Below are 23,266 nucleotides of genomic sequence, written 5' to 3' on the forward strand. Positions count from 1 at the left end.
CCGTGACGCGACGAACGGACTGGGCCGAGTACGCCCACCCCGACACCCCCCGGGGGGCGGGGGGCGGGGGCGGGGCCGACGGCGGCCCTGCCCAAGGCGGCGACGGCTGGCCGGACAGCTGGTCGGACGGTGGCTCGTACTCGCCTGAGGGGGCGGAGGGCGAAGCCCGCGAGGTCCGGCCCCGTGGCGGCCGGGCGCGACGCGGTGGCGAGGACGGCCCACGTGGCGGGCGTGGGCGCCGTCGGCGCGGCTTCGGAGAACCGTCCGCCGAGGACGGAGGCTCCCCCTCCTCGTCGAGGGCCGAGCAGGGGGAGCCTTCAGGGGACCCGGCTGAGCGGGCACGGGCGATCTGCCTGCGCCTGCTCACCGGGACCCCGCGCACACGCAAGCAACTCGCCGACGCACTGCGCAAACGAGAGATCCCGGACGACGCGGCGGAGGAGGTGCTCTCGCGGTTCGAGGAGGTCGGGCTGATCAACGACAGTGCCTTCGCGGACGCCTGGGTGGAGTCACGGCATCACGGCAGGGGGCTGGCCCGGCGTGCGCTCGCCCAGGAGCTGCGGACCAAGGGGGTCGACGCGGCGCTGATCGAGGACGCCGTCGCCCAACTCGACTCCGAGCAGGAAGAGGAGACGGCGCGCGAACTCGTCGCCCGCAAGCTGCGCTCGACCCGAGGCCTCGACCGCGACAAACGACTGCGCCGCCTCGCCGGCATGCTCGCACGCAAGGGCTACCCCGAGGGCATGGCCCTACGGGTGGTCCGGCAGGCGCTGGAGGAGGAGGGCGAGGACACGGAGTTCCTGGAGGGGGACGGGGGCTGAGCCCATCGCAGGGCAAGCGGGGGGAGGGGTGGGAAGGGGGGAGGGGAGGGGGATAGAGAAACCGGTGGCAGCGCCGACCTCCCCGTCGAGGGGCGGTAGGGATAACCCCCCACTGAGGACGCCGGACCACCGCAGTGCACAAGCATCTGTGCACAGGCGACTGTGTACGCATGTCCCAGGAACCCGGCGTTGACGAGCCCTCAGAAGCGGAACCAGAAGCGGAACTCGAGAGGCCGACAGAGCCGAAGAACCCGCCCGTTGCCCCTGCGGCCCCCGCGGCTCCCGTCGAACTCGGCGATCTCGCCGCGCTCAAGGCGCTGGCCCAGCCACGCCGTCAGCGCATGCTCGAACATCTCACCCTGCACGGCCCGGCCACCTCGGCGACTCTCGCCCGAGCCCTCGGCCTGAACACCGGAGCCACCAGCTACCACCTGCGTGAGCTGGCCCGGTACGGCTTCGTCGAGGAGATGGCCGAGGCCGGTCGGGCGGAGCTGTCCGCGCACCGGGAGCGCTGGTGGCGGGCGGTCCCGGGCGACCTCAGGTTCCCGCCGCGCAGCCTTCAGAGTCCCGAACTGCGGCACGTCATGGACGAGCTGAACCACCATGCCTACGCAGCCGACCTGGACCTCTTCGAGCGGCTTCAGCGGGACGCGGGCGACGGCGACCCGTGGGCGGACGCATTCCCCTACTCGCGCGGCACCATCCGGCTCACCCTGCCCGAACTCCGCGAGTTCTTCGAGGAGTACATCGCCCTCCTCAACCGCTACAAGCGATCCGACGCCGATACCCCACCGGGCGCACGCACCCTGCTCACCCGCTTCCTGGCCTTCCCCGCCCCCGCGAGAGAGACGGATCCCTCATGATGCTGCGCTACGCCCTGAAGACCGTCCGCGCCCGCAAAGCGGGTTTCTTGGGCGCCTTCCTCGCGCTGTTGTGCGCGGCCGCCCTGATCACCGCGTGCGGCACCCTCCTGGAGACGGGGCTGCGGGGCACCATTCGTACCGAGCGTTACGCGGCCGCCCCGGTCGTGGGGTCAGCCGACCAGAACGTCCACCGGACGACCGTCAAGCACAAGAAGGGCAAGACAAAGGTCAAGCACAAGGCCAAACCCATCGCCGAGCGTGCGTGGCTCCCGGCCGACCTGGAGCGCAGGCTCGTCTCCGCACCCGGTGTCGCCCGTGTGGTCCCCGAACTCACTTTCCTCGCCGAGCCGTTGACACCTGGCGGCGGCCCGGTCGCCGACGGCGTGCCCGCCTACGGGCATGCCTGGGAGTCCGCGGTGCTGACGCCGTACCGGCTCACGGCGGGCGCCGGTCCCGCAGCCGCCACCGATGTGGTCGTCGACGGCGACCTCGCCGCACGCGCCCGCCTCGTACCCGGCGACCGGCTCACCGTCCAGTCGACGCAGGCCCCGCGCACCTACCGCGTCTCCGGTATCGCCGCCCCCGCCACTGCCGTACGCCACCAGAGGGCCCTGTTCTTCTCGGCCGCCGAGGCCCGCCGGCTCGCCGCACACCCCGGGCAGGTCACCGCGTTCGGGGTGCTGCCGAAGACGGGCGTCGGGGCCGGGCCCGCTCCGGCAGGCCGTCTCCACGGCGCTGCACGGCACCGGCGCCCAGGTCAGCGCCGGCGACGACCGAGGGCCCGTCGAGTTCCTGGACGCCGCCGCGGCCCGCACCAAGCTGATCAGCATGGGCGGAGCGATGGGCGGCACCTCGCTGCTCGTGGCGGTCCTCGTGGTCGTCGGGACCTTCGCTCTCTCCGTACAGCAGCGCGAACGCGAACTGGCCCTGCTGCGTGCCGTCGCCGCGACCTCCGGACAGATCCGCCGGCTGCTCGGGCGGGAGGCCCTGATCGTCGCGCTGGCCGCGGGCACGGCCGGAGCTCTGCTGGGGCTTCCCCTGGGGGCCTGGCTCCACGGCAGGTTCGTCGCCCTGGGAGCTGTGCCCGCCACGCTCCAGCACACCGTGAGCGTCTTCCCGCCGCTCGCCGCCGTCGCCGCGACCCTGTTCGGCGCCTGGGCCTCCGCACGCATCGCCTCCCGCCGGGTGGCCCGGATCCGCCCGGCCGAGGCGCTCGCCGAGGCCCGCACCGAACGGACCCGGCCCGCCTGGGGTCGGCTCCTCGCAGGTGTGCTGCTGCTCGCCGGTGGCGCCGTCCTCGTGGCCCTGCTCACTGTCCTGCGCACCGAGCCCGCTTCGACGCCCGTGACGTTCCTCGCTGTCGTCGTGCTGTCCACCTCCGTCGCTCTGCTCGGGCCGCTCCTGGTCAAGGCGGCCGCTGTTCTCCTGGCCGGACCGCTGCGGCTGACCGGTCCCGGTGGCCGGCTCGCCACCGCCAACCTGCGTGGCAACGCCGTCCGTATGGCCTCCGTCGTCACCCCTCTCACTCTGCTCATCGGCATGACCTGCACGGTGCTGTTCGTGCAGCCCACCCTCGGCGACGCGGCCCGCGCCCAGGCCCGCGACGGTGTCCGCGCCGACTGGGTCGTCGCCTCCCAGGGTCCCGGCGTCCCGGGCGACGCGGCACGACGGCTCCGGGCGCAGGACGACGTCGTCACCGAAGTGGTCCGTACGACCGTCCGGGTCGGCCTCGACAAGTACGCGGCCCAGGGCGTCACCCCGGCCGGGCTCGCCCGCACCTGGGACCCGGACGTCACCGCCGGCTCCCTCGGCGAACTCGCCGAAGACACCGTCGCCGTAAGTGAACTGGCCGCGGACCAGCTTCACTTGACGCCCGGCAGCACCCTGAAGCTCACGCTCGGCGATGGCACGCCCGCCACACTCACCGTCGCCGCCGTCTACGCCAGGGGCCTCGGCTTCGGAGACCTCACCTTCGCGCACGACCTTCTCGCCCGCCACGTCGACAACCCGCTCTCCTCCTCCCTCCTCGTCAGCACGGCCCGTACACAGACACAACTCTCGACTACGCTGCGTGAGTTCCCGGGACTCGCGGTGATTTCTCCGGCCACGGCCGACTCGCTGCAGGCCGAGCGGCAGCAGGCGAACGCCGAGGTCAACTTCCTGGCCATGGGGCTCGTCCTGGCGTTCACCGCCATCGCCGTGGTCAACACGCTCGCCATGTCGGTCTCCGAACGCGTCCGGGAGTTCGCGCTGCTGCGTCTCGCGGGGGCGACCCGGCGTCAGGTGCTGCGCATGCTGCGCACCGAGGCCCTGTCGGTGCTCCTGCTCGCCGCGACCCTCGGCACTGCGGTCGCGCTGGCCGTCCTGACCGCGTTCAGCGTCGGCATGACCGGACGGGCGGCCCCGGCGGTCGTACCGCTCGTGTACGCCACGGTGGTCGCGGGAGCCGGGCTCCTCGCGCTCGTCGCCACCGCTCTGCCGGGACGGGTGGCGCTCAGGGTTCGCGCGGTGACGGTGGCGACGGCCAAGGAATGACCCCGGCTACGGGGTCACCGGGAGCCCCGCCGCCTTCCACGCCTGGAAACCGCCGACGAGATCGGTCGTCCGGTGCAGCCCCAGCTGGTGCAGGGACGCGACGGCCAGGCTCGACGCGTAACCCTCGTTGCAGATCACGACGGCGCGCACGTCGTGGCTCGTGGCCTCGGGGAGGCGATGGCTGCCCTGGGGGTCGAGCCGCCACTCCAGTTCGTTGCGCTCCACGACCAGCGCCCCGGGTATCAGCCCGTCCCGCTCGCGCAGGGCCGCGTACCGGATGTCGACGAGCAGCGCGTCACCCGCGCGGGCGGCCTCGTACGCCTCCCGTGCCTCCACGCGCGCGTACCCCGCGCGTACCCGATCGAGCAGCTCGTCTATGCCGAGTGGCCGTTCGCCGTCCGGCCGCTCCTCCTGAGGGGTGTTCGCGCCGCTCACTGCCAGTCCTCCGGCCTCTCGACCTGCTCAAGCCGCAGCACCTGCCCGGTACGGCTGTAGCGGCGGATGCGCGGCAGCGGCGGGTAGTAGGCGTGGACGGAGACGGCGTGTTCCTCGGTGGACTCGTTGAGGACCTCGTGGACGTGGTGACGTCCGAAGGAGCGGCCCCGCCCGGCCGACAGGGTGCGCTCGCGGTCGATGCCGTCCGTCAGCTCCAGGGTCGTCCAGCCGTCGGTGGGCAGCCGCGCGGTGAGCGAGTACTCCTTCAGCTCGCCCCGCGCGGTGAGGAAGGCGCCCACCGAGTCGGCGTGGTCGTGCCAGCCGGTGCCGGTGCCGGGCGGCCAGCCGATCAGCCAGGCCTCGCTGCCGCCGGGCCCCTCCAGGCGCACCCAGGTGCGGCCCTCCGGGTCGAGGGGCAGCGAGGAGATCAGCTCGGTGTCGGCGGCCGTACGTCGGACGAAGTCGAGGAGGTCGGCCTGCGTGGGCGCGGCGACGGCGGTGGGCAGGGAGGGGGAGACAGACACGGACACCGTCCTGAGAAGGTTCGCGGGGAGCGCGCGGCCAGGAGAGAGCGCGGGGGCGCAGCGGCGGCGCGCGCCGGTGGGGAAGGGGGATGCGAAGTCAGCAGGACGGACGACACACGCAGCCCGCATAGCGGACGAGGTCCATATGGACCCTCCGCCACAGGCGCACATCGGTGTCGGTCACGATCGGGAGTACACCACGCCGGTGCAACCCGGTCAACTCACTGTCACCATGTGGACCACACGGTGACGGTGAGTACGTTCACTTGGCCGCTGAGCCCGCGGTGGCTCCCGCCGGGGAGGCCTCCTGCGCCTCCGGCGGCCCGCCCACCGCCGCCTCCGCCGCCGCGTACAGGTCGGCCGCGCGTACCCCGTTGAGAGCGGTGACCAGATGGCCGTCGGGCCGGATCAGCAGGACGGTGTGGGCGGCCGCGCCCGGGTAGGTCTCGGCGACGAGCAGCTCGGCCGGGCTCGGCAGGGCCGTCACCGCGGCCGCGAGCCGGGGCATGATGCCGGCGCCGACCCAGTGCCTGCGCTCCCACACGCCCGTGCCCGGCGCGATCAGCAGGACGAGCAGCGCGCCCCGGCCGAGCCGCTCCCGCAGGCGTACGAACGAGCCGTCCTCCGCCGTCACGCGCACATCCTCGGCCGGTGCGCCGGGCGGCGTCGTCACCGGTACCTCGGCCTCCAGGTGGCGGGGGGCGAGCGGGGAGTCGTCGTACCTGCCCGGCGCGCCCAGCGGGCCGCGTCCCAGGTGGCCGTCGGTGAGCAGCACGTCGTGGCCGCGGGCCGCGCCGGGGACGTACGCCCTGATGCCCCCGCCGCCGCGCAGCAGCGGCAGCGCCTGGTCGGCGGCGCGCAGCCGGGCGGCGACGGCGGCGCGCCGCTCCGCCTGGTAGCTGTCGAGCAGCGCCTCGTGCGTCCCGTGGTGCCAGGCCAGGGCCAGTTTCCAGGCGAGGTTGTCGGCGTCGCGCAGGCCCTCGTCGAGGCCCTGGGTGCCGAGCGCGCCGAGCAGGTGGGCGGCGTCCCCGGCAAGGAAGACGCGCCCCACGCGCCAGCGGCGGGCGAGCCGGTGGTGCACGGTGTGGACGCCGGTGTCGAGCAGTTCGTACGCGGGTGTGGGGCCCTCGCTCCAGCCCGCGAGGGTCTCGCGGATGCGGGCCACGAGCAGTTCGGGCGTGACGAGGTCCTTGCCGGGCGGCAGCAGCCAGTCCAGACGCCAGACGCCGTCCGGCAGTGGGCGTCCGGTGATCTCCCCGGCGGAGGGACCGGTCGTCCGCCACGGGGGCGTCCGATGGAGCAACGCCTCGTCGGCCCATGGAAGTTCCGTGCGCAGCGCGGCCACGGCGTGTCGCTCCACCGCCGTACGGCCGGGGAAGCGGATGTCGAGGAGTTTGCGGACCGTGGAGCGCGGGCCGTCGCAGCCGACCAGGTGGCTGCCGCGCCACCAGGTGCCGCTGGGGCCGCGGGTGTGCGCCGTGACACCGGACGGTTCCTGCTCGATGGTGTCCAGACGGCTGTCCACGGCGATCTTCACCAGTCGCTCGCCCGCGAGGGCGGCGCGCAGGGCGCTCGTGAGCACATGCTGGGCGATGTGCAGGGGTGCGGGGTCGGTCGTGTCGTCGAAGGCGATCCGGCGGGTCACCTGCTTGCGCCGCATCGACCGCCATCCGGCCCAGTGGACCCCGGCCTCGCCGAGGGACGTCCCGGTCAGCCGCTCCATCAGCGCGGCGGTGTCCTCGCGCAGCACGACGGTGCGCGCGAGCCGCGGTTCGTCCTTTCCGGGGCCCTCGTCGAGGACCACGGACGGGACCTGCTGGCGCGCCAGCGCCAGGGCGAGCGTGAGCCCCACCGGCCCCGCTCCGACGATGATCACCGGGTCCACGGCGTGCCGCCCCCTGCCCGCGACGGTGTCCTCAGGGATGTGAGTGAACAAAAGGTTGGAGCAGGGTGCACGATCACAGAACGTATGCAACCCATTGTCGTTGTTTGCGTCAAGTGACGAAAGGCAGCGGCGCGCACGCCACTGCCTCCGTACAGGTCACCTCACCTGAGCGCGCGTCAGATCATGCCGAGGCCCCACTGCCGAATCCGCCGCCGACCTCGGCCGCGTTGAGGTCGTCCACCTTCTCGACGCCGAGAACCGCGCCCGTGCTGCGCTTGCTGCGCCGCAGCCTCTTCTCCAGCCAGCTCGCGAAGCTGGTCAGGATGAAGTTCAGCACGATGAACATCGCCGCGACCACGATGAAGCTCGGGATGACGTTGGCGTAGTTTGCGGCGAGGGTGCCGCGCGAGTTGAGCAGCTCGGTGAAGCCGATCATCACACCGCCCAGCGCGGTGTCCTTCACGATGACCACGAGCTGGCTGACGATCGCCGGGAGCATCGCCGTGACCGCCTGCGGGAGCAGGATGCTGCTCATCGTCTGGCCCTTGCGCAGGCCGATCGCGTACGCGGCCTCCGTCTGCCCCTTGGGCAGGGAGAGGATGCCGGCCCGGACGACCTCGGCGAGGACCGAGGCGTTGTAGAGCACCAGGCCCGTGACGACCGCGTAGAGCGGCCGGTCCTCGCTGGTGACGTTCGTGGAGCGGGAGTAGAACTCGTTGGCGAACAGCATCAGGAGCAGCACCGGGATCGAGCGGAAGAACTCGACCACCGTTCCGGCGACGACGCGCACCCACCGGTGGTCGGACAGGCGTGCGATACCGAAGACGGCGCCCAGGGGGAGGGCGATCACCATGGAGAGGGCCGCGGCCTTCAGAGTGTTGGCGAGACCGGGGAGCAGGTACGTCGTCCAGGCCTCGGATTCGGTGAACGGCTTCCACAGGGCCGAGGTGAGCTGTTCCTTCTCGTCCATCTTCTGCCACACCCACCACGCGAACAGCGCGAGGAGGACGACGAAGACCACCGAGAAGATGACGTTCCGCCGCTTGGCGCGGGGGCCGGGGGTGTCGTAGAGGACCGAACTCATCGCTTCACCGCCAGTCGCTTGCTGAGCCAGCCCAGGATGAGGCCGGTCGGCAGGGTCAGTACCACGAATCCGAACGCGAAGACCGCGCCGATGAGCAGCGTCTGCGCCTCGTTCTCGATCATGGTCTTCATCAGGTAGGCGGCCTCGGCGACGCCGATGGCGGCCGCCACCGTGGTGTTCTTGGTCAGGGCGATCAGGACGTTGGCCAGCGGTCCGATGACCGAACGGAAGGCCTGCGGCAGCACGATGAGCGTGAGGGTCTGGCTGAAACTCAGCCCGATGGCCCGGGCCGCCTCCGCCTGTCCCAAGGGCACCGTGTTGATGCCGGAGCGGATCGCCTCGCACACGAAGGCCGCGGTGTAGGCGACCAGACCGAGCACGGCGAGCCGGAAGCCCTGGACCTTGAAGTCCTCGGCCCCCAGGGTCATACCGAAGACGTCGGCGAGGCCGAGCGAGCTGAACAGGATGATGACCGTCAGGGGGATGTTCCGGACGATGTTGACGTAGGCGGCGGCGAACCCGCGCATCAGCGGGACCGGGCTGACCCGCATCGCGGCCAGCAGGGTGCCCCAGATCAAGGAGCCCACGGCGGAGAGGGCGGTGAGCTTCACCGTCATCCAGAACGCCCCTAGGACGTCGTAACCTTCAAGAAAGTCGAACACGATCTCCCGCGCTTCCGGGTGGGTGGCGTATGAGGAGGGCGGGGCGCGCCGCCGCCGTGATCGCGACGGACGGCGGCGCACCGCGGGAACCCCGCATGGCTGGGCCGCGGGAGGCGGTTACTTGACGATGACGCCGATCTTCGGGGCCGGCTCGTTCTTGTAGTTCGCCGGGCCGAAGTTGGCCTCGACGGCCTTCTGCCAGGAGCCGTCGCTGACCATCTTCTCCAGCGCCTTGTTGATCTTGTCCACGGTCGCGGTGTCGCCCTTCTTGACGCCGATGCCGTAGTTCTCGTTGCTCAGCTTCAGGCCCGCGAGCTTGAACTTGCCCTTGTACTGCTCCTGCGAGGCGAAGCCGGCGAGGATCGAGTCGTCGGTGGTGACCGCGTCCACGGAGCCGTTTTGCAGGCCGGCGATGCACTCCGAGTAGGAGCTGACTTCCTTCAGGTTCGCCTTCGGGGCGATCGTGTCATGGATGTTCTGCGCCGAGGTCGAGCCGGTCACGGAACACAGGTTCTTTCCGTTGAGGTCCTCGGCCTTGCTGATCTTCGAGTCCGTCTTGAGCAGCAGGTCCTGGTGGGCCAGCAGGTACGGGCCGGCGAAGTCGACCTTCGCCTTGCGCTTGTCGTTGATCGAGTAGGTGGCCGCGATGAACTTCACGTCACCGCGCTCGAGGGCGTTCTCACGGTCGGCGCTCTTGGTCTCGACGAACTCGATCTTGTCCTTGTCGTAGCCGAGCTGCTTGGCCACGTACGTCGCGACGTCCACGTCGAAGCCGGCGAAAGACCCGTCGGGCTTCTTCAGGCCGAGACCGGGCTGGTCGTACTTGATGCCGATCTTGATCTTTCCGCCGCCGCTGCCGCCGCTGGAGCCGCTGCTGGAGCTGTCGTCCTTGTTGTCACCGCCGCACGCGGTGGCGGTCAGGGCGAGGACGAGCGCTACGGTCGAGGCGGCGGTGACCTTGCGAAGCTTCATGGTGACTTCCTTGAGAAGAGTGGTGAAGTACTGCGAGCGGGGGCTGAGTTCCGTCAGTGGTGAAGGATCTTCGACAGGAAGTCCTTGGCGCGGTCGCTGCGCGGATTGCTGAAGAACTGGTCGGGCGCAGCCTCTTCGACGATGCGTCCGTCCGCCATGAACACCACGCGGTTCGCAGCCGATCGTGCGAAACCCATCTCGTGGGTGACGACGATCATGGTCATGCCGTCCCGGGCCAGCTGCTGCATGACCTCGAGGACCTCGTTGATCATCTCGGGGTCCAGGGCCGACGTCGGCTCGTCGAACAGCATGACCTTCGGGTCCATCGCCAGCGCCCGCGCAATGGCGACGCGCTGCTGCTGGCCGCCCGACAGCTGCGCCGGATACTTGTCGGCCTGGGTGCCCACGCCGACCCGGTCCAGGAGGGCGCGCGCCTTGTCCTCGGCCTTCTTCTTGTCGGCCTTGCGGACCTTGATCTGGCCGAGCATCACGTTCTCGAGCACCGTCTTGTGCGCGAACAGGTTGAACGACTGGAAGACCATGCCGACGTCGGCGCGCAGCCGGGCCAGCTCCTTGCCCTCCTGGGGCAGCGGCTTGCCGTCGACCGTGATCGTGCCCTCGTCGATCGTCTCCAGGCGGTTGATGGTGCGGCACAGGGTCGACTTACCGGACCCGGAGGGTCCGATGACCACGACGACCTCGCCGCGCGCGATCGTCAGATCGATGTCCTGGAGAACGTGCAACGCGCCGAAGTGCTTGTTGACGCTCTTCAGGACGACCAGTTCACCGCTCGCGACCATGTCTTCCTTGGCCACCGATACTTCGGTCATCGCTCTGGGGCTCCGTCCTCCTCGGTTTCGGAGGACAGTAGTGACCTGCTGCGATCAGCGTCATTACATCTGAGGGGAATCTGAGCATCACGATCCGATAGCAATCGGACACGTGTCGTAGCACTTGTGACCTGCGCCCGTATCGGCCGGATAACGGAAGCCGCATGCAACCGGAACTCACTTGACGGCGTCCTCGTCCATCAGCGTGACTGCCATGATGCACGCACGCGTGTGCCCCGTTTTTTCACTCACGAGAACCGTACGCCCGTTTTAGTGAGTCAGACCGTATGCCCGATGAACCGGAGGAGGACGGGATGAGACTGCTGCTCGTCGAGGACGACAACCATGTCGCCGCCGCCCTGTCCGCGGTCCTGAAACGGCACGGTTTCGAGGTCACACACGCGCGCAGTGGCGAGGAGGCGCTACAGGCGCTCGTGCCGGAGGGGCCCGGCTTCGGGGTCGTGCTGCTCGACCTGGGACTGCCCGACCAGGACGGGTACGAGGTCTGCGGCAAGATCCGCAAGCGCACCGCCACCCCGGTGATCATGGTGACCGCCCGCTCCGACGTGCGCTCCCGTATCCACGGCCTCAACCTGGGCGCCGACGACTACGTGGTGAAGCCCTACGACACCGGGGAACTGCTCGCCCGGATCCACGCCGTCAGCCGCCGCACGGTCCACGAGGACCCGGCCGCGGGCGGCGAGGACGCGCTGCGCCTGGGCCCCGTGCAGATCGAGCTGCCCACGCGACGCGTCACGGTGGACGGTTCGGTGATCCAACTGACCCGCAAGGAGTTCGACCTCCTGGCGCTGCTCGCCCAGCGCCCCGGCGTGGTCTTCCGCCGGGAGCAGATCATCAGCGAGGTGTGGCGCACCAGCTGGGAGGGAACCGGGCGCACCCTGGAGGTGCATGTGGCCTCCCTGCGCGCCAAGCTGCGCATGCCCGCGCTGATCGAGACCGTGCGCGGCGTCGGCTACCGGCTCGTCGCCCCGGCCGCGTAGCGGGGACCGCTGTTGCGTACACGTCTCCTGCCGCTGCTCATCGTCCTGATGGCGGCCGTGCTGCTGGCCCTGGGCGTGCCCTTGGCCGTCAGCGTGGCGGGCGCCCAGCAGCAGAAGGTGGTCGTCGACCGCATCGACGACACCGCGCGCTTCGCGGCGCTCGCCCAGTTCGTCACCGCCTCCTCGGGCACGAGCGATTCCGCGGTGACGCCCACGAACGAGCGACGCGAGACGCTCGGCCGGGAGCTCGACAGTTACTACGACGTCTACGGCATTCGTGCCGGCGTCTTCTACGGCACCGACACCCCCATGGCTCATGCCCCGAGGGACTGGTACCTCCCCGAAACGGGTGAGGTGCGGGAAGCCTTCGAGGAGGCGCTGCTCAGCCGTCGCAGCCATGACCCGCAGCAGGTGTGGCCATGGCAGCGCAATCGGCTCGTCGTGGCGTCGCCGGTCATCCGGGACGGCGACGTCGTCGCGGTCGTCGTCACCGACTCGCCCACCGGAGCCATGCGGTCGCGCATCCTGCACGGCTGGCTGGTCATCGGCGCGGGCGAGGCCGCCGCGATGCTGCTGGCCATCGGCGCCGCCCTGCGGCTGACCGGCTGGGTGCTCAAGCCCGTGCGCGTGCTGGACGCCACCACCCACTCGATCGCGAGCGGCCGCCTGAAATCCCGGGTGGCGGTGGCCGGCGGGCCGCCCGAACTCCGGCGGCTGGCTGGATCGTTCAACGAGATGGCGGACAACGTCGAGGACGTACTGGAGCAGCAGCGCGCCTTCGTCGCCGACGCATCGCACCAACTGCGCAATCCGCTCGCCGCCCTGCTGCTGCGCATCGAACTGCTGGCCTACGAGCTCCCGGAGGGCAACGAGGAGATCGCGTCCGTCCAGAGCGAGGGCAAGCGCCTGGCCCAGGTCCTGGACGACCTGCTCGACCTGGCGCTGGCCGAGCATGCCGAGGCCGACCTGCGGGTCACCGACATCGGCGCGCTGGCCGCCGAACGCGTCGCCGCCTGGGCGCCCACCGCCGAGGCCAAGGGCGTCCGCCTGGTGGGCGACTGCCCGCCCACCACCGCGTGGGCCGACCCGGTGACGCTGTCCAGCGCACTGGACGCCGTGATCGACAATGCGGTGAAGTTCACCCCCGAGGGCAAGAGCGTCGAGGTCACGGTCGCGGCCGACGGCGAGACCTCGACCGTCGTCATCACCGACAACGGGCCCGGGCTGACCGATGAGGAACTCGCGCGCGTGGGCGACCGCTTCTGGCGCAGCGGCCGCCACCAGAACATCAAGGGTTCGGGCCTGGGCCTGTCCATCTCCAAGGCCCTGCTCGCGGCGGGCGGCGGCGGCCTGTCCTACGCACACCACGAGCCCAGTGGCCTGACGGCGACGGTGTCGGTGCCCAGGTCGCCGACGTCGTAGCGACGGGGCTGCGGCGCGGAGACGGCCTACGGCTCGGAGACGGCCTACGGCTTGACCGAGCGGTAGTAGCGGCGGGCGCCCTCGTGCAGCTTGAGCGGGTCGGTGTAGATGGCCGTGCGCAGATCGACCAGCTGGGCGGAGTGCACATGCGCGCCGATGCCGTCCCGGCTCTTGATCACGGTCCGGGTCAGCCATTCCGTGAGCCGCGGAGCCATGTTCGTACGCGTCATCAGCAGGTTGGACACCGCGATCGTCGCCACGGTGGAGCCGTTCTGGATGGTGGGGTAGGCCGACTCGGGCATGTTCGTGGCGCGGTAGTAGCCGGTGGAGTCGTCCTGGTCGTGCATCCGGGCGACGAGCTCGGGGCCGATCGGCACGAACCGGAAGGTGAAGCTGTCGGCCAGCGTCTCCAGGCCGGCCGTCGGCACCCCGCCGGACCAGAAGAACGCGTCGATCTTGCCCTGCTGCAGCTTTTCGGGGCCGGTGTCGATGCCCTCCGACTCGGCCTTGATGTCCTTCGACGGGTCCAGGCCCGCCGCCTGAAGCACCCGCTCGGCGATCAGCCGAACACCCGAGCGGGGCAGCCCCGTCGCCACGGTCCTGCCCCGCAGGTCCGCGACGGACCGGATGGCCGAGTCGCGCGGCACCACCAGCTGGACGTAGTCGTCGTACAGGCGGGCCACCCCGCGCAGTCGGGCGGCCGAGCCGGGGTGCTGCCGCTCGTACGTCTCCACGGCGTCGGCCGCGGCGATGGTGAAATCGGCCTGGCCGGCCGCCACGCGCGCGACGTTCTCCTGCGACCCGTTGCTCGTCGTCAGCTTCACGTCCAGGTCGGGCATGTCTCTGGCGAGCTCGGCGCGCAACCGGGCGCCGTACTCGTAGTAGACGCCGCTCGTCGTGCCCGTGCTGAAGGTGATCGACCCGTGCGGCGGCTCCTCGCCCAGCGGCTGCAGCCACCACAGCAACAGCCCGAGGACGACGGCACCGACGGCCGCGCCCTGCAGGGCACGGCGCCTGCCGACACGCGAGAACACCTTGGACATGGGCGCGATCCTGCCAGTCGGCACACCGTGCTGACCAGCGCATGGCCCGCGGACCGGTCGTGGACGGCCCGGACGGGATTGTCAGTGGGCGTCGTTACAGTCGGTGCATGAGCTCTTCCTCGCCCGCCGACCTGGTCCGTGAGTTCCACCGCGCCTTCGGCCTCGACGCCCGCAGTACGCCCACGGAGGTGGCGCCCGGCCTCGCCGCGCACCGCGGGGAGCTGCTCGCCGAAGAGGCCGCGGAGGTCGCCGAGGTGTCGGTGAGCGGCCCGCTGGACCGGCTCGCGCACGAGCTGGCCGACGTCGTCTACGTCGCGTACGGCACGGCCCTGGTGCACGGCATCGATCTCGACGCGGTGCTCGCCGAGATCCACCGTTCCAACATGACCAAGCTGGGCCCCGACGGCCAGGTCGCCCGCCGTGCCGACGGCAAGGTCCTCAAGGGGGAGCACTACGAGGCGCCGGACGTGTCCGCGGTGCTGCGCCGCCAGGGCTGGATACCCGGCGGCGCGGCCTGAAGCGGGGGCGGCGGGCGCCGTCCGGTGGCGCGCGTCACGCTCCGCGGTCCGCGCCCTGCCTTCGACGGGACGTCAGTCGCCCACCGGGGTCTGGTGCCGGGCCTCGGGCAGCGGCTCCGCCGTGCCGCCGTCGCGGGGCCTGCGGCGTCGAGCCCACCGAGCCGCCAGTGGCTCGGTGTAGCGGGCGGTGAGCGGGCCGAGGACGACCAGGATCAGGACGTAAGCCGTCGCCAGCGGTCCCAGGGACGGCTCGATTCCGGCGGTGACAGCGAGTCCGGCGATGACGATCGAGAACTCCCCGCGCGCCACCAGCGCACCGCCCGCCCGCCAGCGCCCCTTGACCGAGATCCCGGCCCGCCGCGCCGCCCAGTAACCGGTGGCGATCTTCGTCGCGGCGGTGACAGCCGCCAGCGCGAGGGCGGGCAGGAGGACGGGAGGGATGCTCGCCGGGTCGGTGTGCAGTCCGAAGAAGACGAAGAAGATGGCCGCGAACAGATCCCGCAGCGGGCTCAGCAGGGTGTGCGCGCCCTCCGCGGCTTCCCCGGACAGCGCGATGCCCACCAGGAACGCACCCACGGCCGCCGACACCTGCAGCTGCTGCGCCACACCGGCGACCAGGATCGTCAGCCCCAGCACGACGAGGAGCAGCTTCTCCGGGTCGTCGCTCGACACGAAACGGGAGATGACCCGGCCGTACCGCACCGCCGCGAACAGCACCAGTCCCGCGACGCCCAGCGCGATCGCCAGGGTCACACTGCCGGCCGCCAGCCCGACGCCGGCCACCAGGGCGGTGACGATGGGCAGGTAGACCGCCATGGCCAGGTCCTCCAGGACCAGCACGCTGAGGATCACCGGCGTCTCCCGGTTGCCGACCCGGCCCAGGTCGCCCAGCACCTTAGCGATCACCCCGGACGACGAGATCCAGGTGACGCCCGCGAGCACCACGGCCGCCACCGGCCCCCAGCCCAGCAGCAGCGCGGCGGCCGCACCCGGCACGGCGTTCAGGGCGCAGTCCACGAGCCCGGCCGGATAGTGGGCCTTGAGGTTGGAGACCAGATCGCTCGCCGTGTACTCCAGGCCGAGCATCAGCAGCAAAAGGATCACGCCGATCTCGGCGCCGGTGGCGACGAACTCCTCGCTCGCGCCGAGCGGCAGCAGCCCGCCCTCGCCGAAGGCAAGGCCGGCCAGCAGGTACAGCGGGATCGGCGAGAAGCTGAAGCGGGCGGCGAACCGGCCGAGCAGGCCGAGGCCCAGGATGATGGAACCGAACTCGATCAGCAGGACGGCGGAGTGCACTCGATCACTCCCGCCCGAGTATCGCCGCGGCCGCGTCCACGCCCTCGCGGGTGCCGATGACGATGAGGGTGTCTCCGCCCGCGAGACGGAAGTCCGGCGCCGGGGACGGAATCGCCTCGGCCCGCCGCAGCACCGCCACGATCGACGCGCCGGTCTCCGTGCGCATCCGGGTGTCGCCCAGCAGCCGCCCGTTCCAGCGCGAGGTCGCCGCCACCTCGACGCGCTCGGCGACCAGCCCCAGGTCCGTGGTGTAGAGCAGGCTCGCGCTGTGATGGGACGGCATCAGCGCGTCGATCAGCGAGCCCGCCTCGGTGCCGGTCAGGCGCAGCGACTGCGCGCAGGAGTCGGGATCGTCGGCCCGGTACACGCTGACGGTTCGGGTGCCGTCGCGGTGCGCCACCACCGACAGGTGGCGCTGCTCCCGCGTCACGAGGTCGTACTGGACCCCGATTCCTGGCAGCGGTGTCGTCCGGAGGCGTGGCGCAGACACGTTTCTTCCCCTTGCTGGTCGGGTGCCGGGAGTCGCCATGCTGCCATCCACCCGTACGGTGACGACATGGGTGTCGTGACGGATGGACAGGGCGGGCGGCGGCCGGAGAGGCTGGTCACGGCGGTAGGAGCCGGCGTCGGAGCGGCCGGAGCGGCCGGAGCGGCCGGAGCGGCCGGAACACTCGGAACAACAGGAACAACAGGAACAACAGGAACAACCGGAGCGGCCGGTACTGGGGGGACGGGAGGAAGGGGAGGAGCCGCGCACGTGTCGCTGTTCTGGCGGATCTTCGTCCTCAACGCCGCCGCTCTGGTCGTGGCGGCCGCGCTGCTGCTGGGCCCGGTCACCGTCTCCACGCCGATACTTCCGGGCGAGGTGCTCGTCGTCGTGGCCGGACTGGTCGCGCTGCTGACCGTCAACGCGGTCGTGCTGCGCGTCGGCCTGGCCCCGCTGGGACGACTGGGCCGGGCCATGGCCGACGCCGACCTGCTGCGTCCCGGGGCCCGTGCCGTGGTCTGCGGACCGGTCGAGACGGCCGAGCTGATCACCACGTACAACGCCATGCTGGACCGGCTGGAGGCGGAACGGGCCGCCAGCGCGGCCGGGGCCCTGTCCGCCCAGGAACGCGAGCGCCACCGCATCGCCCGCGAACTCCACGACGAGGTCGGCCAGACCCTCACCGCCGTGTTGCTCCAGCTCAAACGGGTCGCCGACCGGGCCCCGGAGGACCTGCGCGAGGACCTGAGCCAGGCGCAGGAGGCCACCCGGGCGGGCCTCGACGAGATCCGCCGCATCGCCCGCCGACTGCGCCCCGGCGTCCTCGACGAGCTCGGCCTGCTCAGCGCGCTGCGCTCACTGGCCGCAGAGTTCACCACCCCGGGACTGACGGTGCGCCACGACCTGCGCACCGGTCTGCCCCCGCTGACCGAGGAGACGGAACTCGTGCTCTACCGCGTGGCCCAGGAAGCCCTCACCAACACCGCCCGGCACTCCGGCGCCGACCGTGCCGAACTCCGGCTGAGCCCGGTCGCCGACGGCGTCGAACTCCTCGTACGGGACAACGGCAGGGGCCTGGACGCGGCGGCCGGGAAGGGCGCCGGCATCCGGGGGATGCGCGAACGGGCCCTGTTGATCGGGGCGACCCTCAGCGTCTCGTCGAGGGCGGACGTCAGCGGGGTCGCGACGGCCCGCGGGACGGCAGCTGGGACGGACGGGGCGTCGGCAGGCGGCACGGACGTACGGCTGCGGGCGGCGACGGGCGCCGACCGGGCGGACGCCACGCTCCCGGCCCCTCCCGGAGACCACGGATGACGGACGGCACCGCACCGACCTCGCCCACCGCACCGACGTCAGCCACCGCAGGGGCCTCGCCCACCGCACCGGCCTCGCACGGGTCACCCGCCGCGCCGACCCGTGTCCTCCTCGCCGACGATCACACACTCGTTCGTCGGGGCGTGCGGCTCATCTTGGACGGCGAGCCCGATCTGACGGTGGTCGCCGAGGCCGGGGACGGGGCCGAGGCGGTCGAGCGCGCCCGGGCGGGGGACATCGACCTGGCCGTCCTCGACGTGGCCATGCCCCGGATGACCGGTCTGCAGGCGGCCCGTGAACTCTCCCGCCGCCTCCCGGAGCTGCCCCTCCTCATCCTCACGATGTACGACAACGAGCAGTACTTCTTCGAGGCCCTCAAGGCCGGAGCGGGCGGGTACGTCCTGAAGTCGGTCGCCGACCGGGACCTGGTCGAGGCCTGCCGGGCCGTGGTGCGCGACGAGCCGTTCATCTACCCGGGCGCCGAGCGGGCCCTCGTCCGCTCCTACCTGGACCGACTGCACCGAGGCGACGGTGTGGAGGGCCTGCCCGAGCGACCTGTCACCGAACGCGAAGAGGAGATCCTCAAGCTCGTGGCGGAGGGCCACACCTCCAGGGAGATCGGAGCGTTGCTGTTCATCAGCGCCAAGACCGTCGAACGGCACCGCGCCAACCTCCTGCACAAGCTCGGCATGCGCGACCGCCTGGAGCTCACCCGCTACGCGATCCGCGCCGGACTCATCGACCCCTGAGAACGAGCCCGCGAAGCCGGGCGTGCGCTGAGTTCCGGCTGTCGCCCCTCCCCGCGACGAAGGGGAGGCGGGCGGTCTCCGGGGAGCGCCTACCCTTGAGCCATGACCAGCAGCAGCGACCGGAGCCTCGCAGTGGACGTTCACGCACCCAAGAGCTATGAAATCCGCACTTACGGGTGCCAGATGAACGTCCATGACTCCGAGCGATTGTCCGGGCTGCTCGAAGAGGCCGGCTATGTGCGCGCCCCCGAGGGGTCGGACGGCGACGCCGACGTCGTCGTGTTCAACACCTGCGCGGTCCGCGAGAACGCCGACAACCGGCTCTACGGCAACCTCGGCCGGCTCGCGCCGATGAAGTCGAAGCGTCCCGGGATGCAGATCGCGGTCGGCGGCTGCCTCGCGCAGAAGGACCGCGACACCATCGTCAAGAAGGCGCCCTGGGTGGACGTCGTCTTCGGCACGCACAACATCGGCAAGCTCCCGGTCCTGCTGGAACGTGCGCGCGTGCAGGAAGAGGCGCAGGTCGAGATCGCCGAGTCCCTGGAGGCGTTCCCCTCCACGCTGCCGACGCGGCGCGAGAGCGCCTACGCGGCCTGGGTGTCGATCTCCGTCGGCTGCAACAACACCTGCACCTTCTGCATCGTCCCGGCCCTGCGCGGCAAGGAGAAGGACCGTCGCACCGGCGACATCCTCGCCGAGATCGAGGCGCTGGTCGGCGAGGGTGTCTCGGAGATCACGCTGCTCGGCCAGAACGTCAACGCCTACGGCTCCGACATCGGCGACCGTGAGGTCTTCAGCAAGCTGCTGCGCGCGTGCGGCGCGATCGAGGGCCTGGAGCGTGTCCGCTTCACCTCCCCGCACCCGCGCGACTTCACCGACGACGTCATCGCCGCCATGGCCGAGACGCCCAATGTCATGCCGCAGCTGCACATGCCCCTGCAGTCGGGTTCGGACACGGTCCTGAAGGCGATGCGCCGGTCGTACCGGCAGGAGCGCTACCTCGGGATCATCGAGAAGGTCCGCTCCGCCATCCCGCACGCGGCGATCACCACCGACATCATCGTGGGCTTCCCCGGCGAGACCGAGGAGGACTTCGAGCAGACCCTTCACACGGTCCGCGAGGCCCGCTTCGCACAGGCGTTCACGTTCCAGTACTCCAAGCGCCCCGGCACCCCGGCCGCGACCATGGAGAACCAGATCCCCAAGGAGGTCGTGCAGGCGCGCTACGAGCGCCTCGTCGCCCTCCAGGAGGAGATCTCCTGGGAGGAGAACAAGAAGCAGGTCGGCCGGACCCTGGAGCTGATGGTGGCCGAGGGCGAGGGCCGCAAGGACGGCGCCACCCACCGCCTCTCCGGCCGCGCCCCCGACAACCGCCTGGTCCACTTCACCAAGCCGGAGCAGGAGGTGCGCCCGGGTGACGTGGTGACGGTCGAGATCACCTACGCCGCCCCGCACCACCTCCTCGCCGAGGGCGCCGTCCTGGACGTGCGCCGCACGCGCGCGGGGGACGCGTGGGAGAAGCGCACCGCGGAGAAGGCGGCGAAGCCGGCCGGCGTCCTGCTGGGGCTGCCCAAGATCGGGGTGCCCGCCCCGCTCCCGGTGGCCACGGGCAGCGGCTGCGGCTGCGACTGACGGCCGGCGCGACACCCGTCGGGGTGCCCCGCCGATCACGTGCGGGGCTACCCTGCCGATCATGCTTGTCGCCGCCGCAGTCTGCCCTTGTCCGCCCCTCCTGGTGCCCGAGGTCGCCGCGGGCGCCGCTCCCGAGCTGGACGCGGCGCGTACCGCCTGCTCCGACGCGCTGTCCGTGCTGGCGGCCGCCCGGCCGGACCGTCTCGTCGTCGTCGGGCCCGCCGAGCAGGCCGGGCGCGGACCGTACCCGCAGGGTGCGCGGGGCTCGTTCCGCGGCTTCGGGGTGGACCTCGCTGTACGGCTGGGCTGTGACGGCGGTGACGCACAGCCCGGACGCGATCTGCCGCCGTCCCTCGCCGTCGGCGCCTGGCTGCTGGAGCGCGCCGGCTGGGCGGCCGCCCCCGTGGAGGGACTGGGCGTGGGGGAACCGCTCGTGGCCGAGCGGTGCGTCGAGGTCGGACGGGAGATCGGCGCGATGCCAGGGCGGGTCGCGCTGCTGGTGATGGGCGACTCCAGCGCGTGCCGGACGCTGAAGGCGCCGGGCTACCTCGACGAGCGCGCGGCCCCCTTCGACGCGGAGGTCGCACGGGCGCTCGCCACGGCGGACGTGACGGCTCTCCAGGCACTGGACGCGGAGCTGGCGTACGAGCTCAAGGCGTCGGGCCGGGCGCCCTGGCAGGTGCTCGCGGGCGCCGCCGAGGACGCCGGGCTGACGGGCGCTCTGCTGTACGAGGACGCGCCGTACGGCGTCGGATACGTGGTCGCGGCCTGGTCGTAGCGGACGGGCCGGAGGGCGTGAAACGGCGGACGGCCGCGAGCGTCTCCGCTCCGCGGCCGTCCGCCGTTTCACGCGCGGTCAGGAAGCCGGTGGGGGCGGGGTCGGCGGAGTGAACGTGTCCCCGCCGCCCGCTGGGGGCTCGTCCTTGTGCGCGATCCGGTCCATGGCGCCCTTGGCCTTGTCGGTGCCCGTATGGATCTTGTTGCTGTACTTGCCCTTGGTCTTCTCGTCGACGACGTGCGCGGCCTTGTCGAGACCGTGCTGGATCTTGCCCCCGTGCTGTTGCGCGAGGTCCGAGACCTTGCCCTTGGCCGGGGCGAGCTTGGCCTTCAAATTGTCCAAAAGACCCATGGGTCACCTTCCCTCGCGGGTTCCCTACGTGCGGGCGCCTTCGCCGGCCTCGCTGTCGGCCGCTTCCTCGGCGGACTGCTGCCGGGGAATCTCGACGCCGTCGTCGGCGGCGGCCGGCTCCGCTGCCGGTTCCGCCGGTGCCGCCGTTCCGTCATCCTTGGCTTCGGTCGCCTCCTGCGTGACCTCTGCAGCCGGTTCCCCGTCGGTGCCGTCCTGCGGCGTACCGGCCGGCGCCTCGGCGGCGGTCGTCGCCTCTTCGGCAGCCGCGTCCTCCGTGACCTTCGACCTCCGGAAAAGTCGCGCCAAAACGCCCATATCCACTCCATACGGTACTCGTGCGGGCGAAATCCCGCGTTGGCCGGTGCGTCCGATTGCGCCACCGGGGCCGCCGCCCCTGTGAAGGGCGACGGGAATCTCGCAACGGGCAACGACTCCGGGCCGGTGCCGTCACGTAACTCGTTCGAGGGCGGGGGTCGAGGTTTGCGAGACTGGTGCAGTGAGCAGCGCACCCCCCGCCCCCCGCGTCATCGCCGTCGTCGGACCGACCGCGGCCGGAAAGTCCGATCTGGGCGTCTTCCTGGCCCAGCGACTCGGCGGCGAGGTCGTCAACGCCGACTCCATGCAGCTCTACCGAGGGATGGACATCGGCACCGCCAAGCTGACGCCCGAGGAGCGCGGCGGCGTCCCGCACCACCTCCTCGACGTCTGGGACGTCACGGTCACCGCCTCCGTCGCCGAGTACCAGAGGCTGGCCCGCGCGCGGATCGACGCCCTGCTCGCCGAGGGCCGGTGGCCGATTCTCGTCGGCGGCTCCGGGCTGTACGTCCGTGGCGCCGTCGACAACCTGGAGTTCCCCGGTACCGACCCCGAGGTCCGCGCCCGCCTCGAGGAAGAGCTCACGCTGCGCGGCTCGGGAGCGCTGCACGCCCGGCTGGCCGCCGCCGACCCCGAGGCCGCGCACGCGATCCTGCCCGGCAACGGCCGCCGGATCGTGCGGGCCCTGGAGGTGATCGAGATCACCGGCAAGCCCTTCACCGCCAACCTGCCGGGGCATGACTCCGTCTACGACACCGTCCAGATCGGGGTCGACGTGGCGCGCCCCGAACTCGATGAGCGCATCGCCCGCCGCGTCGACCGCATGTGGGACGCGGGACTCGTGGACGAGGTCCGCGCGCTGGAGGCGCAGGGCCTGCGCGAGGGGCGTACGGCCTCGCGCGCGCTCGGCTACCAGCAGGTCCTCACGGCCCTGGCCGGCGAGTGCACCGAGGCCGAGGCGCGCACGGAGACCGTGCGTGCCACCAAGCGCTTCGCGCGCCGTCAGGATTCGTGGTTCAGGCGCGATCCGCGGGTGCACTGGTTGAGTGGGGCTGCGGCTGATCTCACAGAACTTCCGGAGCTCGCGCTGGCGTTGGTGGAACGACCGGTTACAGCCTGATCACGTCATGGCATCGGGACGCCCAGGCCGTCATCCGGGCCTCCGGTGCCGTGCCATCATCGAGCTTCGATCGACAAGTGGAGTCCGAGTTGGGAGGGCGCGTGGCGATGGAGGCCGGCCCTCGCGACACCGCAGAAGGCACCGAGCACCGCACCGTCGAGGGCGCTGAACCGGAGCCCGAGGAGGTCCGTCTGAGCCCCGACGGGCCGGACGAGGACGACACCCAGGGCGGCGTGAGCGACGACGGGCCCGAGCCCGAGGAGATGTTCGCGAGCGGCCCCGAGGTCGAGGTCGAGCTGCGCCCGCAGCGACGGCTGCGGATCTGGCAGCTCGCGCCCATCGTGGCCCTGGCCGCGATCGGCTCGTTGATGTTCGCCTTCCCGCTCGCGTTCGACTTCGGCGACAGCGGGGCCATGATCGCCATGCTCGGGCTGCTGATCTGCTCCTGCGCGGCCGGCTGGGGAACGACGGCTGCCCGCCGTGTCGGTTACACGTGGCCCGGCCTGCCCCAGCGCGGCTCCGGGCGCCGGCCCGACTGGCGGGTCGTCCTCGCCTACGTCGTGATGGTCGCGGCGGTGGTCGCCCTGGCCGTCTGGCGGGTCGCCCGGCTGCGCTGACCGTCCCGCTCG

Annotated in this window: 24 protein-coding genes and 1 pseudogene; 12 read left to right on the forward strand and 13 right to left on the reverse strand. The window is 71.6% G+C overall.

Features of this window, described 5'->3' with window-relative positions:
• Positions 1 to 2: 2 nt before the first annotated feature.
• From recX to ACZ5SK_RS27210, 3 genes and pseudogenes are all read left to right on the forward strand, one after another.
• On the forward strand, positions 3 to 821 hold the full coding sequence (gene recX / locus ACZ5SK_RS27200) for a recombination regulator RecX (RefSeq protein WP_468576661.1): 819 nt from the start codon (positions 3 to 5) through the stop codon (positions 819 to 821).
• A gap of 170 nt (positions 822 to 991) precedes the next feature.
• The gene (locus tag ACZ5SK_RS27205; RefSeq protein WP_334576700.1) at positions 992 to 1,684 is read left to right on the forward strand and encodes an ArsR/SmtB family transcription factor; all 693 of its coding nucleotides are present in this window, start codon (positions 992 to 994) and stop codon (positions 1,682 to 1,684) included.
• A pseudogene (locus ACZ5SK_RS27210) lies at positions 1,681 to 4,219 on the forward strand (ABC transporter permease). Before ACZ5SK_RS27205 ends, ACZ5SK_RS27210 begins: the two are co-directional and overlap by 4 nt.
• Positions 4,220 to 4,225: 6 nt before the next feature.
• Here the strand turns inward: ACZ5SK_RS27210 and ACZ5SK_RS27215 are convergent.
• The 8 genes from ACZ5SK_RS27215 to ACZ5SK_RS27250 form a co-directional block, all read right to left on the reverse strand.
• Positions 4,226 to 4,654, reverse strand: coding sequence for a rhodanese-like domain-containing protein (locus ACZ5SK_RS27215; RefSeq protein ID WP_334576697.1), 429 nt, complete (start codon positions 4,652 to 4,654; stop codon positions 4,226 to 4,228).
• A complete protein-coding gene (locus ACZ5SK_RS27220; RefSeq protein WP_443031347.1) occupies positions 4,651 to 5,178 on the reverse strand; it encodes a cupin domain-containing protein in 528 nt (175 codons plus the stop codon). Before ACZ5SK_RS27220 ends, ACZ5SK_RS27215 begins: the two co-directional genes overlap by 4 nt.
• A 97-nt stretch (positions 5,179 to 5,275) precedes the next feature.
• Positions 5,276 to 5,362 carry a putative leader peptide gene (locus ACZ5SK_RS27225; RefSeq protein WP_311605579.1) on the reverse strand — a complete coding sequence of 29 codons (87 nt, stop codon included), beginning with the start codon at positions 5,360 to 5,362 and terminating at the stop codon, positions 5,276 to 5,278.
• A gap of 78 nt (positions 5,363 to 5,440) precedes the next feature.
• Positions 5,441 to 7,063 (reverse strand): FAD-dependent monooxygenase, encoded by a 1,623-nt coding sequence (locus tag ACZ5SK_RS27230; protein ID WP_468157486.1) that lies wholly within the window; start codon positions 7,061 to 7,063, stop codon positions 5,441 to 5,443.
• A gap of 181 nt (positions 7,064 to 7,244) precedes the next feature.
• On the reverse strand, positions 7,245 to 8,147 hold the full coding sequence (locus ACZ5SK_RS27235; RefSeq protein WP_334576694.1) for an amino acid ABC transporter permease: 903 nt from the start codon (positions 8,145 to 8,147) through the stop codon (positions 7,245 to 7,247).
• Positions 8,144 to 8,809 (reverse strand): amino acid ABC transporter permease, encoded by a 666-nt coding sequence (locus ACZ5SK_RS27240; protein ID WP_334576693.1) that lies wholly within the window; start codon positions 8,807 to 8,809, stop codon positions 8,144 to 8,146. Before ACZ5SK_RS27240 ends, ACZ5SK_RS27235 begins: the two co-directional genes overlap by 4 nt.
• Positions 8,810 to 8,926: 117 nt before the next feature.
• Positions 8,927 to 9,781, reverse strand: a complete 855-nt coding sequence (locus ACZ5SK_RS27245; protein WP_334576692.1) for a glutamate ABC transporter substrate-binding protein — start codon at positions 9,779 to 9,781, stop codon at positions 8,927 to 8,929.
• Between the two features lie 53 nt (positions 9,782 to 9,834).
• The gene (locus ACZ5SK_RS27250; protein WP_079659092.1) at positions 9,835 to 10,611 is read right to left on the reverse strand and encodes an amino acid ABC transporter ATP-binding protein; all 777 of its coding nucleotides are present in this window, start codon (positions 10,609 to 10,611) and stop codon (positions 9,835 to 9,837) included.
• Positions 10,612 to 10,925: 314 nt separating this feature from the next.
• On the opposite strand from ACZ5SK_RS27250, the gene ACZ5SK_RS27255 reads away from it, so the two are divergent.
• Positions 10,926 to 11,612 carry a response regulator transcription factor gene (locus ACZ5SK_RS27255; RefSeq protein WP_079664734.1) on the forward strand — a complete coding sequence of 229 codons (687 nt, stop codon included), beginning with the start codon at positions 10,926 to 10,928 and terminating at the stop codon, positions 11,610 to 11,612.
• A 12-nt stretch (positions 11,613 to 11,624) separates the two neighbouring features.
• Positions 11,625 to 13,034 carry a sensor histidine kinase gene (locus ACZ5SK_RS27260; RefSeq protein WP_334576690.1) on the forward strand — a complete coding sequence of 470 codons (1,410 nt, stop codon included), beginning with the start codon at positions 11,625 to 11,627 and terminating at the stop codon, positions 13,032 to 13,034.
• Between the two features lie 44 nt (positions 13,035 to 13,078).
• On the opposite strand, the gene ACZ5SK_RS27265 is transcribed toward ACZ5SK_RS27260, so the two are convergent.
• Complete coding sequence (locus tag ACZ5SK_RS27265) at positions 13,079 to 14,077, reverse strand: TAXI family TRAP transporter solute-binding subunit (RefSeq protein WP_468576662.1); 999 nt, start codon at positions 14,075 to 14,077, stop codon at positions 13,079 to 13,081.
• 107 nt (positions 14,078 to 14,184) lie between these two features.
• Between ACZ5SK_RS27265 and ACZ5SK_RS27270 the strand changes: the two genes are divergently transcribed.
• Positions 14,185 to 14,595, forward strand: a complete 411-nt coding sequence (locus tag ACZ5SK_RS27270) for a pyrophosphohydrolase domain-containing protein (RefSeq protein ID WP_334576688.1) — start codon at positions 14,185 to 14,187, stop codon at positions 14,593 to 14,595.
• A 72-nt stretch (positions 14,596 to 14,667) separates the two neighbouring features.
• Here the strand turns inward: ACZ5SK_RS27270 and ACZ5SK_RS27275 are convergent, their stop codons facing one another.
• Both ACZ5SK_RS27275 and ACZ5SK_RS27280 read right to left on the reverse strand, forming a co-directional pair.
• Positions 14,668 to 15,891: a cation:proton antiporter gene (locus tag ACZ5SK_RS27275; RefSeq protein WP_079659088.1), complete on the reverse strand. Its 1,224-nt coding sequence runs from the start codon at positions 15,889 to 15,891 to the stop codon at positions 14,668 to 14,670.
• Between the two features lie 4 nt (positions 15,892 to 15,895).
• The gene (locus ACZ5SK_RS27280; RefSeq protein ID WP_334576686.1) at positions 15,896 to 16,381 is read right to left on the reverse strand and encodes a cation:proton antiporter regulatory subunit; all 486 of its coding nucleotides are present in this window, start codon (positions 16,379 to 16,381) and stop codon (positions 15,896 to 15,898) included.
• A 267-nt stretch (positions 16,382 to 16,648) separates the two neighbouring features.
• On the opposite strand from ACZ5SK_RS27280, the gene ACZ5SK_RS27285 reads away from it, so the two are divergent.
• The 4 genes from ACZ5SK_RS27285 to ACZ5SK_RS27300 all read left to right on the forward strand — a co-directional run bounded on the left by ACZ5SK_RS27285 (position 16,649) and on the right by ACZ5SK_RS27300 (position 20,851).
• Positions 16,649 to 17,692, forward strand: coding sequence for a sensor histidine kinase (locus ACZ5SK_RS27285; protein ID WP_334576685.1), 1,044 nt, complete (start codon positions 16,649 to 16,651; stop codon positions 17,690 to 17,692).
• Positions 17,689 to 18,441 carry a response regulator gene (locus ACZ5SK_RS27290; protein ID WP_468576663.1) on the forward strand — a complete coding sequence of 251 codons (753 nt, stop codon included), beginning with the start codon at positions 17,689 to 17,691 and terminating at the stop codon, positions 18,439 to 18,441. The genes ACZ5SK_RS27285 and ACZ5SK_RS27290 overlap by 4 nt, the downstream gene beginning before the upstream one ends.
• Before the next feature lie 102 nt (positions 18,442 to 18,543).
• On the forward strand, positions 18,544 to 20,073 hold the full coding sequence (gene miaB, locus ACZ5SK_RS27295) for a tRNA (N6-isopentenyl adenosine(37)-C2)-methylthiotransferase MiaB (RefSeq protein WP_468576664.1): 1,530 nt from the start codon (positions 18,544 to 18,546) through the stop codon (positions 20,071 to 20,073).
• Positions 20,074 to 20,134: 61 nt separating this feature from the next.
• Positions 20,135 to 20,851: a class III extradiol dioxygenase subunit B-like domain-containing protein gene (locus ACZ5SK_RS27300; RefSeq protein WP_334576679.1), complete on the forward strand. Its 717-nt coding sequence runs from the start codon at positions 20,135 to 20,137 to the stop codon at positions 20,849 to 20,851.
• Positions 20,852 to 20,929: 78 nt separating this feature from the next.
• On the opposite strand, the gene ACZ5SK_RS27305 is transcribed toward ACZ5SK_RS27300, so the two are convergent.
• Together ACZ5SK_RS27305 and ACZ5SK_RS27310 are read right to left on the reverse strand one after the other, a co-directional pair.
• On the reverse strand, positions 20,930 to 21,202 hold the full coding sequence (locus tag ACZ5SK_RS27305; RefSeq protein WP_334576677.1) for an antitoxin: 273 nt from the start codon (positions 21,200 to 21,202) through the stop codon (positions 20,930 to 20,932).
• Between the two features lie 24 nt (positions 21,203 to 21,226).
• Positions 21,227 to 21,517 carry a hypothetical protein gene (locus ACZ5SK_RS27310; protein ID WP_334576675.1) on the reverse strand — a complete coding sequence of 97 codons (291 nt, stop codon included), beginning with the start codon at positions 21,515 to 21,517 and terminating at the stop codon, positions 21,227 to 21,229.
• Positions 21,518 to 21,698: 181 nt separating this feature from the next.
• Between ACZ5SK_RS27310 and miaA the strand changes: the two genes are divergently transcribed.
• Together miaA and ACZ5SK_RS27320 are read left to right on the forward strand one after the other, a co-directional pair.
• Positions 21,699 to 22,637 carry a tRNA (adenosine(37)-N6)-dimethylallyltransferase MiaA gene (gene miaA / locus ACZ5SK_RS27315; RefSeq protein WP_079659082.1) on the forward strand — a complete coding sequence of 313 codons (939 nt, stop codon included), beginning with the start codon at positions 21,699 to 21,701 and terminating at the stop codon, positions 22,635 to 22,637.
• A gap of 107 nt (positions 22,638 to 22,744) precedes the next feature.
• A complete protein-coding gene (locus tag ACZ5SK_RS27320; protein ID WP_334581145.1) occupies positions 22,745 to 23,254 on the forward strand; it encodes a hypothetical protein in 510 nt (169 codons plus the stop codon).
• Positions 23,255 to 23,266 lie beyond the last annotated feature (12 nt).

It is taken from the genome of Streptomyces sp. NPDC031474 (assembly GCF_055581185.1).

Coding starts and splice junctions, on each gene's coding strand:
- ACZ5SK_RS27300 (WP_334576679.1), top strand. CDS start 20,135: ATGCTTGTCGCCGCCGCAGTCTGCCCTTGTCCGCCCCTCCTGGTGCCC.
- ACZ5SK_RS27265 (WP_468576662.1), bottom strand. CDS start 14,077: ATGTCCAAGGTGTTCTCGCGTGTCGGCAGGCGCCGTGCCCTGCAGGGC.
- ACZ5SK_RS27270 (WP_334576688.1), top strand. CDS start 14,185: ATGAGCTCTTCCTCGCCCGCCGACCTGGTCCGTGAGTTCCACCGCGCC.
- ACZ5SK_RS27310 (WP_334576675.1), bottom strand. CDS start 21,517: ATGGGCGTTTTGGCGCGACTTTTCCGGAGGTCGAAGGTCACGGAGGAC.
- miaB (WP_468576664.1), top strand. CDS start 18,544: ATGACCAGCAGCAGCGACCGGAGCCTCGCAGTGGACGTTCACGCACCC.
- ACZ5SK_RS27290 (WP_468576663.1), top strand. CDS start 17,689: ATGACGGACGGCACCGCACCGACCTCGCCCACCGCACCGACGTCAGCC.
- ACZ5SK_RS27250 (WP_079659092.1), bottom strand. CDS start 10,611: ATGACCGAAGTATCGGTGGCCAAGGAAGACATGGTCGCGAGCGGTGAA.
- ACZ5SK_RS27305 (WP_334576677.1), bottom strand. CDS start 21,202: ATGGGTCTTTTGGACAATTTGAAGGCCAAGCTCGCCCCGGCCAAGGGC.
- ACZ5SK_RS27255 (WP_079664734.1), top strand. CDS start 10,926: ATGAGACTGCTGCTCGTCGAGGACGACAACCATGTCGCCGCCGCCCTG.
- ACZ5SK_RS27320 (WP_334581145.1), top strand. CDS start 22,745: ATGGAGGCCGGCCCTCGCGACACCGCAGAAGGCACCGAGCACCGCACC.
- ACZ5SK_RS27235 (WP_334576694.1), bottom strand. CDS start 8,147: ATGAGTTCGGTCCTCTACGACACCCCCGGCCCCCGCGCCAAGCGGCGG.
- ACZ5SK_RS27205 (WP_334576700.1), top strand. CDS start 992: ATGTCCCAGGAACCCGGCGTTGACGAGCCCTCAGAAGCGGAACCAGAA.
- ACZ5SK_RS27245 (WP_334576692.1), bottom strand. CDS start 9,781: ATGAAGCTTCGCAAGGTCACCGCCGCCTCGACCGTAGCGCTCGTCCTC.